This window comes from Pedobacter ginsengisoli, assembly GCF_002736205.1.
In the GTDB taxonomy this organism is placed as follows: Bacteria; Bacteroidota; Bacteroidia; order Sphingobacteriales; family Sphingobacteriaceae; genus Pedobacter; species Pedobacter ginsengisoli_A.
In genome coordinates this window covers 4,534,982-4,548,840 of sequence record NZ_CP024091.1, presented here as the reverse complement: position 1 = coordinate 4,548,840, position 13,859 = coordinate 4,534,982, and the positions used below count along the sequence as shown (strand labels likewise).

Here is a 13,859-nt window from a genome sequence, read left to right as displayed (position 1 = left end):
GATCATTCTATGCTACAATCATTACTAAAAAGTTTCAATAAAACTCAGGCTTTGAAATTAAAGCCTGAGTTTTATTATTATGTTATATACAATCGTTTTTTAAATTCATTGTTAACGAAGAAGTGATTGACCCACAACCTGGCATTGTAATAGTAGCAGTAATTCTACCTATGCCTTGAGTATATGCTGGGTTACCATTAATTGCAACAGTTGATGATGTAGTTGAACCTACAATATTAACCCTAAAACCACTCCATGAAATGGTTGCTCCCGGGGGAACATTTATGCTATAATATTGTATAGATTCCGGAATATTCACACATAATCTGCCAAAATACTCCCATTGAGGAACTATCGAATATATATCATTTTTTGCTGTTGTCATAGCCGCAGACACTTTTAATCTTCCATATCCAAATGTATTATCAAATCCAGCCACACCCATATCAGTAGCTGTTGAACGCAGATATGATACAATTTGAGACTCAGTAAAATTAGGATTAAGCGAAAGGATTAGTGCAGCAGCACCTGCAACCTGTGGGCAAGCGGCTGAAGTGCCTCCAAAATTATTGTAATAGTTTCCAGAAACATATCCAAAAGCTCCAGTTCTATCTATAGTCACAATGTCCCCAGCACCCCCTAAATCCCCTGAAGGAGCCACCAAATCGAGTTCTGGCCCACGGTTCGAATATCCCCAAATCGCACCAAACTTATTAATAGCTCCCACTGCAACAACTCCGTTTACATTTGCAGGAAATGTCACGGATCCTCCTGCATTTCCTGAGGCAAACACCACGGTCGCTCCTTTTCCGCCACGGCCTAATGTTCTAGCTCTTGTTATTGCATTAACAATATCATCTGTTCCGGAAGTCGAGTTATAACCCCAGGAATTACTTAAAACATCTGCCGCACCCTCGTCCCAAGCCCAATCTATAGCCCCTGCAATATCAGCAGTGGTTAAGAGACCTTGAAAAATATTGATAGGAATAACTAAGGCTTTAGGGGCTACGCCAGATATCCCTAAATTATTGTCCTTCGCGGCTGCAACTATTCCGGCACATGCTTCCCCATGAGCGCCCCCACTTCCTGGACTACCTAAGCCACTAGGCATATTTGGTGTGTATCCTGGCAATACTCTCCCAGCTAGCTCCTCGTGTGTTTCAACACCATCATCAATCACTGCCACTTTAATCCCACAATAAAACCCATCTGAAACGGACCAGTTTGAGATACTTATATCAATTCCTGATGTACCCCCAGTTTGGCCAGTATTACTAAGATAATACTAAGAGCTAAATAACGGATCATTTGAAAACTTGACAATTCTTGCTATAAAATTTGGATGTGACGACTCTACAAGACCGCTTTTGTATATTTCATTTGCAACATCAAGAATTGAAGCATTACTCTCAACTTTTAAAACATATGTTCCATACTTGTTTCTATTTTTGATGCTTAATTTAGCGTTCGATTTAGCTAAAATAGCACCAAACTCAACTCCTTGTTTTGGCTGAACCACTATTTCACCCGTAGGAGTTAACTGTTGATTTGATAATGTTTTATACCCATACTGCAGGTTTTTAACTTTTCCTATTACCTTCGAAAGATCCAGTCTAGCCTTACTCTCAAATAAATAATAATCAGATCTTAACTTTGTACTTTGGCTGACCGATTTAAGAGAGGATCTCACATTTTCATAATCCTCAGTTAAGACTATTCCTATGGTTGAGTCGATTACTAACGGTATTTTACTTCCATTATACCAATAATACATAGATGAGGTCAACTGAGCGCGAACATTTGCGTTCGATTGAGTGACAGAATCATTATCCATTTTTTCTGTTTGTTTTTTGCATGAATGAATGAATACCCATAGCAAAAAAGGCCAAGAATAGGCCTAGATAGCGTTTTTTCATTTTTTACAATTTAAGGATGATTAAATATCATTTAAGATAATAAATCCATTCCTTAGATCAAATGATTAATTAAATTAACCAACACCTAAATGCCTGATTTTTAACTCATATCAAATAAAAACCCCTGACTATTCAATAGCCAGGGACGTGTAGCAGAATTGAAATAATCTATTTATTGTTTGTATCTGTAGTCTCAGTTGTTGTTGCACTCATGGCCCCCAAAAGAACAATTCCTCCAGCAACAGCCATCGTTTTTGCATAACCTGTAGGTTTAAAATTATAGAATATATCTGAACGATTTGCTTTATAAAACTCGGTAGTTTTAGGCTTTCTTCCGGTTTGTATTGATTGCGAAACATAGAATTCCTGATCATAAGGAAGGACCTGCAAGTTTTTATCTTTTTCTAAATATAAGGTAATATAGCTTTTGAAAATTAGCGGAGAATTCTCTCTGGAGAATCTAGCTATCTTTACATTATAAGATGCTTCTCCTTCGAGTTGATAAACGCGTAACTTTTTTAAAGAATCTTTAGCCAACGATATAAATCCTGCAGTCACATTTAAAAGCTTTTTATCAATTTTAGCATGTGGCGGTATAAAAGCGATATCTTCAGGAACCGTAGCTGTCCCGGTTATTCTTCCCGATTGAATTTGATAGTCACGAGAAAACAGCCCGTCACTACTTCCACTATATTTTCCGTCCAAAGCTATTTTATTCCCAGAATAACTAATTGCCCGGTCTCCAAGAATTAAAGCTGATTTTTTCCAATTAACGTACAAGGGTTCATCAAGCTTATTTTTAATCTCAACCTCCAAAGGTCCATTTTCTCCCTTAAATTTATAAACTATTTCAAGTGTGTCATTTTTAACAATAAAATCACCGGTCTGCTCATCCTTTGGGGTTTTTAAACTACTTAGGGTATGAATCTGATATTTTGAACATGCGGATAGCAGGCAGATTATACTGCCAAGAATAAATACGTTTTTCATGATGGTTAAATTTATGTGTTATGTAATTTACAGAATATCCTACACAAATACATCTGCTTTGAAAACCACAACAAACAAATTACAATACCATTAAACAACATAATAAAGCTCTAATAAAAATGGGCCAGATAGTATATTATCTGACCCATTTCATAAACGCTAATATTAGCTAAATTTTATTGATGTTTTTTATCCCACCAAACTGGTGTGTAAACAGGTACTGAACCTGGGAAACTTGCATTAGATGTAGCTTCTGTACTAGGGTATGCCATACGAAGTGGCATTCTGCCCGCGCCAATAGTAGATGCAGCAGATTGAACAAAGAAAGTTGGATATCCTGTTCTACGCCATTCTGTCCAAGCCTCAAAGCCTTGAAAACCACACATAGCAAAATATTTCTGTGTAATAATAGCTTTAATTTGGGCTTCTGTGTTACCAACTAAAGCTGCTGCACCAGCAGGTGCTGTAGCAATATAAGTTGTAGCATCACCAGCTCCAGTCGCTGTGAAACTTGCCTGTATACCTTGAGCATAAAGTGTTGCTACTGCTCCGGTTCCATTTGTCCATCCTCTTGCTACTGCTTCAGCTTGTAAGAAATAACTTTCAGCAGCTGAGATAAATTTAACAGGCGCTGTAGCTGAAGCAGAGTTATTAGCTCTACCTCCAACTAGCGGAGATGGAGGAGAAACTGTTTTACCTGTGTTACCATTATAAGTTCCCTGAAGAATTGATCGCTCTGTTTTGTTTTCAACACTGGTTGGAAGCAAATCATAGAATTTTGCAACCCTTGGGTCATTATTTGCATCAAATGCGCCAACAGCGGTAGAGCTCGCTACAATGTTTTGAGTTCTGCTCAAAGCAATCATTTCATTATGCAATGGATTCTCATTTCCTCCTGTGCTTAAATATTTAATTGAAGCATCAATCGTAAGGAAAGTTGGCTTTGTAGCATATAGGGCTTTTATTCCTGCTTCCGCCTTGCCAGCATCAACATATGCCAATCTTAGATAAGCTTTCAATTTAAGTGTATTTGCAAACGCTTTCCAATTGTCCATATTACCTTGAAATAAGATATCCTGTGCACCTGGCGATAGAGGACTAGATCCGCTTACCAAAGCCATCCCCCTATCGATATAATTAAAAATACTATCGTAAACAACTGATTGCGCATCATATTTAGGCGCAGGAAAAGCATTTCCTTGTAACGCTTCCTTAACAGGAACATCACCAAAAGCATCAGTAGTTACCTGGAATGCATAAGCCTTCATTAAATAAGCTATACCTTTAGTATACTCAAGATTTGGAGCATTACTTTTTATAATCAAATCAGCATTAATCAGCGCATTACGATATAACACAAGCCATGGTCTGTCAAAAGCCGTAGCTGCGGGATTGTATTGATCAATCGTTCTGTATTGAGATGATGTTGGATTTTGTGTCCAATATTGTCCCCAGATATTTCCATATACCTGGAAGGCATTACCAACCACCTGGCCAATTGCCGCTTGTGATGCTGGTAAAAGTAAATTAGGTGCTGCGGAGTCAGGATTGTTAGGGTTTTCATTTACATCTAAAAACTTCTTACATCCAGATAATCCTGCGGCGGCGATAATAACCGTAAGCAGTATCTGCTTAGTTTTGAATATATATTTTTGGTTCATGATTTTTATAATTAAAATGTAACTTTCACATTAAACCCGTAGTTACGAACAGATGGCTGTGCTGTAAAATCAAATCCTTGTTCGTTAGTAGCTCCTCCTGAGTTTACCTCTGGATCTACATATTTGTTTTCTTTTGCTGTCCACACAAATAAGTTATTACCAAACAAACCTACCGACAATGTACTGAATGGAAGAGTTTTTAATTGCGCTTTGTTAAATGAATAAGATATTCCAGCACTACGCATTTTAACAAACGATCCGTCAATAACATTCATACCAGGATTAAGATCCGGATAGTAATCTTGTTTATTATAGAAAACGTTAGTATTAACAACGCTATTACCATTGTCATCTAAATAAACAGAGTTAGGGAACGGCAAGCCCGATCTTTGACCACCAGTTTCTGCTGATACACCCACAAAGGCAAGAATGTCTTTAGTTCTTGAATATAATTTGTTACCATGTTTCACATCAAACAATACATTCACATTTAAGTGTTGTTTAATAGTAATGCTTGTACCAAATGAAGCTTGATACTTAGGGTTGTAGCTTCCTAAATATTGAGCGCTGGTAGTTGCCAATGGCAAGCCACTTTCTGCATCAACAATAGTACGTCCCTGAGCATCAGTTTGGTTAGTTACAGCATAGAACTCACCATAAGGTCTTCCTTTAGCAGCAACAATTGACATACCTCCAACACCACCAAGTACGATCTGGTCAACTCCTGGAGCAAGGTCAACAACTTTATTGGTGTTTTTATAGAAAGTACCAAAAAGCTCAACATTCACATCCTGCGTTCTGATAGGCGTACCTTTTAAGCTTAACTCAATACCTTTGTTTTGAACTTCACCAGCATTGATTACGCTAAATCCGTAACCTGATGAGTTAGGAATTGGAATAGCTAAAATTTGATTTTTAGACTTGTTTTGGTAGTAAGTAAAGTCAACACCCAATCTGTTGTCAAGGAATGATAATTCAGTACCAACTTCATACGCTGTTGTTATCTCTGGTTTAAGATTAGCATTACCAAGGGTTGTTCCTGCCTGAAGTGCTGCAACGTTACCAAAAGGGAAAATGGTGCTACCAAAGTTACCATTAATTGTACCTCTTGCGAAAGTATTTAACAACTGATAAGGGTCAGTATCGTTACCAACTTTTGCAACACTGGCACGTAATTTACCGTAGCTAAGGATCTTGTTAGGTGCAATTAACTCACTGAATACAAATGAACCACTTACACTTGGATAAAAGAATGAGTTATTTTTTACGGGTAAAGTGGATGACCAGTCGTTACGAGCTGTACCTTCTAGGAATAACATGTTTTTGTAAGACAGGTTCAAATCGGCATATAAACCAACAAGTCTTCTTTTAGAAATATTATCAGTAATAACATTCAATGGTCCGTTACTGTTTTGAAGGTTATACCAATCTGGTACAACTAAACCCGCACTTGCGTTAGTAGCAGTTCTGTTCGTTGATGTATTTCTCTGACGAATGTTATTACCCACCATTAATGATCCTTTAAAGTCTTCATTAAAGCTATGAGTTGCAGTAACCATCAAATCATGAACAAGCTCTGTTACGTTGAACTGATCGATTTGATATCCACCATTACTAATGTGGTTACCCTGGTTAGTATTTTTATCAATTGGTGAGAATGAAAACTTAGGTGTTAACTGTCTTCTGCGTTCAGCATAAGTATCTGTACCAATACGCTCTTGAATATTTAACCAAGAAACAGGTTTGTACTCAAGGTTAACGTTACCTGTAACTCTATTAATTACATCATCGTTAACAAAGTTTTCGATTATATAATATGGGTTTAAAGTATAAGAACCATAATAACCATATTTATCATTGTGAACAACACCATTAGCATCTGTATAACCAAAGCCATTGTATTTATTGGTTAGATCACCTAATTGATCAACATGAATATCTCTTGGTGTTTGCAATACGTTGTCAAAAACTGAGTTATCATTTTGTCCACCTGCAATTTGTCTGGCGTCTATTTTATTGTAGTTGAAAGATACTCCGGCACTGAACTTATCACTAAAGTCAGTTTTACCGTTAAACCTTACTCCATATTTGTTATAAACATCTTGTTTTCCAGGAAATATACCATTTGAATTCAAAGTGTTTAAAGCCAAATAGAAAGTTGATTTATCAGTACCACCTGAAAAATTCAGGTTATTATCTGTAGCAAAACCTGTTTTGAAGAAGTTTTTAACGTTGTTTGTTGCAGCCGAGTAAGGTTTCGATTGTCTAACACCATCTATCGACTGACCCCATTCTTGCATTTCGCCAGTAAAAGGCGCTCCCCAGCTCCAGTTTTCTTGAGTATCATTAAAGTACTCGGTAGGATTACCATTGTCATCAAGCTCAGTATAGTATCCTTGTCCATATTCATTTTGAAAATCTGGCAATTTAAGTACTGATGAGAAAATATTTGATGTATTAAAAGTAACCTGAGTTTTTCCTTTTTTACCTGATTTAGTAGTGATTTGCACCGCACCGTTTGAAGCTCTTGAACCGTAAAGTGCTGCCGCAGCCGGACCTAAAAGTGGTGTTATGCTTTCAATATCATCAGGATCGATATCATTGGCTCTGTTACCAAAGTCAACACTCGAGCGACTATCAGCACCACCGGTAACACTTGAGTTATCAACAGGAACCCCATCAATTACGATTAACGCCTGGTTATTACCAGCAATAGATGAACCCCCACGGAAAACGATACGGGTTGAACTACCTGGTGTATTTGAACTAGAACTAATGTTCATACCCGCTACACGACCTACTAATGCGGTTAGTGGACTTGGGCTACCACCTTGTACCAACACATCAGATGAAATGGTAGGTGCAGCATAACCAAGAGATCTTCTATCTCTTTTAATTGAGTTTGCTGTAACAACGACCTCTGCCAAATCTCTCAAATCTGAAGCAAGGCTAACATTGATAACATTTGTAGTTGTTACGGTAATTGATTGACTGGCATAGCCCAAATAAGAGAATTCTAATGTGGCTGGCCCTGAAGGCACTGATAACGAGTATTTACCATTGGAACCTGTTTGAGTACCAACTCTTGTACCCTTAATTACAACTGTTACTCCCGGAAGTGGCTGGCCATCATCCTTTCCAGTAACTGTCCCAGTAATTGTTCGATCTTGTCCCATCGCGGATCCCGCGATGAACAAAAATATGAACAAACTTTGTAGAAGTTTTTTCATGAAAAATAAATTTAGGTTAGTTAATAATATCCAAATATACAGATTTGATATGCGAGCATAGATAATTTATTGCTCAGCTAAATTAAATGACTTTTTCATGACACTTTATTGCCGCAATTATCATTGGAAATACTGGCTTTGACAAAACATTATTCCGAAAATACATCAAAAAAAAGCCAAAATCATAAAAAAAGCTATGTCAAATAATATTATCCAAAATATTTAACTTTTTTTAACAGAATTCTACATAATAATTAACTATACTATAACACCATTATCGCCAGCTTTAATCTTTGTGCCAAAAAAATCAATTAACCAAAAAAACAGCATTCGTAAACATCTGTTTTCCATTCTCCCAAAAAGACCTGAAAAGCAGGTCACTACCGAGATAAATAACAGTCCCTTTCGATACAGATTGAACACCAAACAACATACCGTTGTCAAGCTTTCTTAATACCCCTTTACCCACAACACCAGCCATATAACTATTTGGTTTTAAAACACCTATATTCCAATCTCTACTCAAAAGATCATAAATCTTATCGTCTGTTTTTAAGGCATAATAGTAATCCCCTAAACCTGCTGATATGGGGTGACTATGATCAAGACTAACTTTAAAAATAGCTCCTGGAATGGTTTCAGATAAATCATCAAGATTGCGTTCTCCATACTTTTTTGCACCATTAACCTTTGTTTCATTTTTTAAACTCTCTCTCAACCGAATATTAAATGGCCTTTTTCCCAAAGTGCTTGAAATTGCATCTTCAAACAGAATTATTTTTCCTCCAATCTCAATCCAACTCTCCAACTTTTCATTAATATCATCTCCATAGCTACCATCAGGCATAATCAGTGTATTAATTTTATTGATATCCAAATCATCAATATTATGAGCGGTAATCATTGTAATGGGGTAGTTTAGCTCCTGCTCAAAAAAATGCCAGGCCTCGCCAACACCCTGGCTTGAAATACCTGTACCTGATACAATAGCTATTTTAGGCACGCTTAAAATAGGATAAACGTTCGATCCAAAATCTTTACCCTTATCTACAGAACCGCTTACAGAAGTATAAACTACTGCATTTAAATCCTGTTGTATCCGTGCAATCTTTGCAGAAAGCCCTCTTACCTGTCGTTCATTCTCAGTCCTGTAGACCAGCAAAGTCCCCGGAGGAAACACTTTTGTGCCGATAGTAAACTCTTGCTCTGCCGATCGCACCTTTATATTAGCCCGCTGAAGTGCAATAAGAACCTGCGCATCTTCTATCGAATTCCATTTAAAAATCCAGGCATAAGGTTTTTCAGCTATCGGCGGCTGTTCTTTCGTATCATCCAACACAGCATAAAGTCCTTTTACAGATTCCTTACTTGCATACGATTTTAATCCATAAACATAAGGTAACGCCCAGGCTGTAATGTCATAAGTATTAGAATCACTCACTGCTGTTTGTGGCTCAAACAATACATTAGCCAAAACAGCTTTTGGCTGCTGCAGATTTACAATAAGGTCATTTCTATCAACCTTAAAGCCCTCAACCTTCTTTGTTTCATAATTATACCCCCGTAAATTCCTGTCCAGTCCAAAACTATATTCAATACCGTTCTTTTTAAGAAGTTCGGCCAGTTTTTTAACTTTACTCAGATTCTGTGCCTTTACTACATAAGTTTTATAAATACCCGGAGGGTTAGTAACAGCCTTTTGAAAATATAACCTGAATTGATTTACCAGCTTATCTACATTTTTTGAAACCGCCTCAATAGTAGCCATACCAGTGGTATAGTGATGGCTAATTCTATCTTTAAGCGTAAGCGTATCTCCATTTATGGTTATCACCGATAAGCCGGCCCCAATTCCACCTTGTTCATATGTCATCCCTACGGCGCCATTATATAAGGGATAAGTATCTCCGTACGACGGATAAAGCAAATCGAACCGCTCTTTAGTGAAATATTGCCACCCATTTTCATCAAAGTATTTAGCGTTATTTTTACCCACAATAACCTGAAATTCCCGCTGCCATGGGGTAATATCCTGATGAATTGGTTCAGCCGCGGGAGCAAAGTAATAGGGTTCGTTATAACTTTGTTCATGAAAATCAACATGTACCTCTGGCATCCACTCATGATAAAGTTTTAGCCTTTGCTGTGTTTCAATCTGCGTTTGCCAGGCCCAGTCTCTGTTTAAATCAAAATAATAGTGGTTAGACCTGCCTCCCGGCCATGACTCTGAGTGTTCTCTGGCCATCGGATTAGGGTTTGGTTTATGGCCACTAACCGAGTTAAAATAACTTACATACCTTTCTCTCCCATCCGGATTAAGGCATGGATCTATCACTACAACCGTATTCTTTAACCAATTCTCAATGTCGCTTGTTTTAGCTTCGGCCAGGGCAAATATTGTTTTCATTGCTGTTTCAGTTGAGCTGGCCTCATTTCCATGCACATTATAGCTTAACCATAATATAGCCGGCTGCTTGCCTGCCGGCGCTGTTGCCGATTCGGCTTTACTTAAACTTACATTATACTTTCTTATCTGCTCTAAACCCTCCATGTTCTCTTTCGAGGATATTATCGCTACCAACAACTCTCTTCCTTCGTAGGTTTTGCCGTAGCTTACAAGCTTTATGTTCTTTTCTTTACTGCTTAAGTATTTAAAATAGTCTATAACCTTATTATGCGAAGTAAATTTACTTCCAAGGGCATATCCTAAAAATTCATCAGGCGACTTTGTTTGGGCATCTGTAACACTCAAACCCGCTAGTAAAAACAAAAAAGGAAGGAAAAAGTATTTCATATTGATGAATTAAGACTCCAAAATACTAAAGAATATTTTTTGTTTCTCTTTCATAGTGTAATTTTACCATATTAATTATTCTTTTTATCTATGGCCGCCATCGAAACCCTTTATCAGCACTACCTTAAGCATCCCGTTATCTGTACCGATACACGGAACATAACGCCCGGCTGCTTGTTTTTTGCCCTAAAGGGTGATAATTTTGATGCCAATACCTTTGCCGAGAAAGCCCTCACCAACGGTGCCGCTTATGCCATTATAGATAATCTGGCCTACAAAACAAGTAAACAGTGCATTTTAGTGCCTGATGTATTAAGCACTCTACAGGATCTGGCCAGGCATCACCGTTCACAATTAAACATTCCCGTTGTAGGTTTAACCGGAAGCAATGGTAAAACAACAACTAAAGAACTTATAAACGCTGTTCTGTCCGAAAAATATAAAACCTTTGCTACCAAAGGCAATTTAAACAATCACATAGGTGTACCCTTGTCTATTCTATCCTTAACAAAGGATACAGAAATTGCTGTAATTGAAATGGGAGCCAATCACCAAAAAGAAATAGAGTTTTTGTGTACCATTGCCCAGCCAACTCATGGGCTAATTACCAACGTAGGCATGGCTCACCTAGATGGATTTGGTGGATTTGAAGGAGTAAAAAAGGGGAAAGCAGAACTCTATGCTCATCTTAAAAATAGCCATGGCTTTGCATTTATAAACAGGAACAATCCTTATTTATTAGAAATGAGTGCCTCGGCCCATCTTGATAAGGTTATATATTATGGTACGGAAGCAACAGATGCCATATCGGGAAAACTAATAAAAACAGATCCTTTAATTGAAATTTCATGGTCAAATAAAACCGGAACCTACCAAACCTCTGTAAATTTAACCGGTTCTTACAATTTCGAAAACATATTGGCCGCTGTATGTATAGGTGCTTTTTTTGAAGTTAACCCCTCGGCAATAAACAAAGGTCTTTCCGGATATTTCCCTAACAACAACCGCTCTCAAATCACAAAAACAGCGCATAACACCGTGATATGTGATTTTTATAATGCTAACCCAAGCAGCATGGCTGCCGCATTGAATAACATTTCTCTTTTAACTGCCGACAAAAAAACTGTAATTATTGGAGATATGTTTGAACTAGGCCCAGAATCAGCGGAGCAACATGATCTAATTGCCAAACAAGCTGAACAGCTTAGTGTTGAAACGCTTGTTTTTATTGGAAAATACTTTTACGCATTAAAAGATAAATACAAAGGAAATTACTTTAGCACCCCCGCCGAGGCTCAGGAGTTTCTAAAAGCTAATCCTGTAAAGAATAATCTGATATTGCTAAAAGGATCAAGAGGAATGGCGTTGGAGCAATTACTGCCCCTGCTTTAATTCTACCTTTATACCCGCGTCACTAATTTCGGCAAGCGGGTTGTCGCGCATATTTTGCTCAACTTCTAATAGATATTTTCCCTTTGCCGGGAATCTGTAGTTTGTAAGCAAAGGCAAATTATAGGTAAACAGGTTCCCTGAGCCTGAACCATTCCATTGCCCATCTGGTTGTGCCAGCCTATATTCATACCTTCTGGTGTGCTTTTTTTGTCCACCTCCGGTTATATGAAATAAAACAAAGATATTGGAGTACCTGTAATCGGCTGTATGGCGCAATTTAAAATATACGTTATAGGGTTTACTGCTATCTGTAATTTCAACTAATGTTTTAACCTTATTGGGGTAGCTCCAATTACGTGCAGGCATAGACATATTACTATCTATAAGCGTATTGGTGTCACAACCACTTAAAAAGAGTACCATCAAAACTGAAGACAGCAGTAAAACTTTAAGCTTGATCATTTTTAGGCTTTTCCTTTTGTTTTTTTCTTCGGTTGTTGTTCCTGTTTCTATTCCTGTTTGCAGATTGCTGACCGGCAGGCGCTCCTGTCTGTTCAGCAACAGCACCTTCCGCAGGTTGAGCCACAGGCTTATTATTGCCTTTTGGTTGTTGCCCTTGTTTAGGATTCTGACCTTGTTTCTGGTTTTGCTGTTGTTTCTGTGCCTGCGGTGGTTTAGGGCCTTTCTCTTGTTTAGCAACTGGGGCCCCTTGTTTAGGGCCTTGTGCCTGCTTGGCATTTTTATTCCGGTTATTCTTGTTGTTTTTGTTTCTGGGTTTATCATCCAGTCGGGTTAAACTATCCTGTCCAACAACATTTTCATAATCAGGAATCTTCTCTATAAAAGCAACCGGAGCAAGTTCAATAGCCTCTTCTTTAAGATTAACAGGCTTTTGTCCTCGCTTGTTCATTGCCATAATCTCCTTAACACGATCAACTTTTAGCGGAATCCAGTCCTCTGTATTAGGGTAGCTGAACCACATTACCTTTTTAAAGATGTCTGTTTTTTGGTGACGGGCAACACCTATTTCAGTTTGCAGGCTTTCAATACGATCAGGAATGTCCTTTAAGGCATCTAAATATGTATCAAGCTCATAATTTAAACAGCATTTTAACTTGCCACATTGCCCGGCCAGCTTTAAAGTATTTAAAGAAAGGTTCTGATACCTGGCCGCAGCAGTAGATACTGTTTTAAAATTTGTTAGCCAAGTAGAACAGCAAAGTTCGCGACCGCAAGAACCAATCCCACCTAACCTACCGGCTTCCTGACGCATTCCAATCTGGCGCATTTCTATCCGGATTCTAAACGTTTCGGCCATCTTTTTAATCAGCTCCCTAAAGTCAACCCGTCCTTCGGCAGTATAAAAAAATGTTGCTTTGGTTTTATCTCCCTGATAATCAACATCGCTAATTTTCATTGACAAGCGCAGGTCTAGAGCAAGTGTACGTGCTTTATGCATCGTTTCCCATTCCAGAGCCTTAGCTATTTTCCATTTTTCAACATCAGCCTCTGTGGCCTTTCTGTAAACTTTTCTGGTTACCTGATCAACAGTAGTTTTACGGCGTTTCATTTGCATACGCACCAGTTCTCCGGTTAAAGAAACATGACCGATATCGTAACCACCTGTAGGCCCCTCAACAGCTATTAGCTCTCCTATTTCCAGGTAAATATTCTCGCTGTTAAGGAAAAATTCTTTCCTTGCCCCTTTAAATTTAACTTCTATTACTTGAAAAGGTATATAATTTGATGGCATATCAAGATTAGACAGCCAGTCGTAAACTTCCATTTTTCCGCATCCTCCAGTAAGGCAAGAGCCATTACTTTTGCAACCCGAGGGGGCACATCCGCCACCTGTAGAACAACTTCCACATCCCAT

The 13,859-nt window shown here is 38.1% G+C and carries 9 protein-coding genes; 1 reads left to right on the top strand and 8 read right to left on the bottom strand.

Features of this window, described 5'->3' with window-relative positions:
* Window positions 1-82: 82 nt before the first annotated feature.
* The 6 genes from CPT03_RS18980 to CPT03_RS18955 all read right to left on the bottom strand — a co-directional run bounded on the left by CPT03_RS18980 (window position 83) and on the right by CPT03_RS18955 (window position 10,591).
* Window positions 83-1,186 carry a S8 family serine peptidase gene (locus CPT03_RS18980; protein ID WP_157766497.1) on the bottom strand — a complete coding sequence of 368 codons (1,104 nt, stop codon included), beginning with the start codon at window positions 1,184-1,186 and terminating at the stop codon, window positions 83-85.
* Between the two features lie 99 nt (window positions 1,187-1,285).
* Entirely contained in the window at window positions 1,286-1,834 is a 549-nt protein-coding gene (locus CPT03_RS18975; protein ID WP_157766496.1) for a hypothetical protein, read from the bottom strand.
* Between the two features lie 250 nt (window positions 1,835-2,084).
* Window positions 2,085-2,906, bottom strand: a complete 822-nt coding sequence (locus CPT03_RS18970; protein WP_099440300.1) for a hypothetical protein — start codon at window positions 2,904-2,906, stop codon at window positions 2,085-2,087.
* A 176-nt stretch (window positions 2,907-3,082) separates the two neighbouring features.
* On the bottom strand, window positions 3,083-4,567 hold the full coding sequence (locus CPT03_RS18965; RefSeq protein ID WP_099440299.1) for a SusD/RagB family nutrient-binding outer membrane lipoprotein: 1,485 nt from the start codon (window positions 4,565-4,567) through the stop codon (window positions 3,083-3,085).
* A gap of 11 nt (window positions 4,568-4,578) precedes the next feature.
* Window positions 4,579-7,797 (bottom strand): SusC/RagA family TonB-linked outer membrane protein, encoded by a 3,219-nt coding sequence (locus CPT03_RS18960; protein WP_099440298.1) that lies wholly within the window; start codon window positions 7,795-7,797, stop codon window positions 4,579-4,581.
* Window positions 7,798-8,104: 307 nt separating this feature from the next.
* The gene (locus tag CPT03_RS18955) at window positions 8,105-10,591 is read right to left on the bottom strand and encodes a M14 metallopeptidase family protein (protein ID WP_099440297.1); all 2,487 of its coding nucleotides are present in this window, start codon (window positions 10,589-10,591) and stop codon (window positions 8,105-8,107) included.
* Between the two features lie 90 nt (window positions 10,592-10,681).
* Between CPT03_RS18955 and CPT03_RS18950 the strand changes: the two genes are divergently transcribed.
* Window positions 10,682-11,983, top strand: a complete 1,302-nt coding sequence (locus CPT03_RS18950) for a UDP-N-acetylmuramoyl-tripeptide--D-alanyl-D-alanine ligase (protein WP_099440296.1) — start codon at window positions 10,682-10,684, stop codon at window positions 11,981-11,983.
* Here the strand turns inward: CPT03_RS18950 and CPT03_RS18945 are convergent.
* Window positions 11,966-12,445 carry a gliding motility lipoprotein GldH gene (locus CPT03_RS18945; protein ID WP_099440295.1) on the bottom strand — a complete coding sequence of 160 codons (480 nt, stop codon included), beginning with the start codon at window positions 12,443-12,445 and terminating at the stop codon, window positions 11,966-11,968. The two genes, CPT03_RS18950 and CPT03_RS18945, sit on opposite strands and share 18 nt — an antisense overlap.
* Window positions 12,432-13,859: a stage 0 sporulation family protein gene (locus tag CPT03_RS18940; protein ID WP_099440294.1), complete on the bottom strand. Its 1,428-nt coding sequence runs from the start codon at window positions 13,857-13,859 to the stop codon at window positions 12,432-12,434. The genes CPT03_RS18945 and CPT03_RS18940 overlap by 14 nt, the downstream gene beginning before the upstream one ends.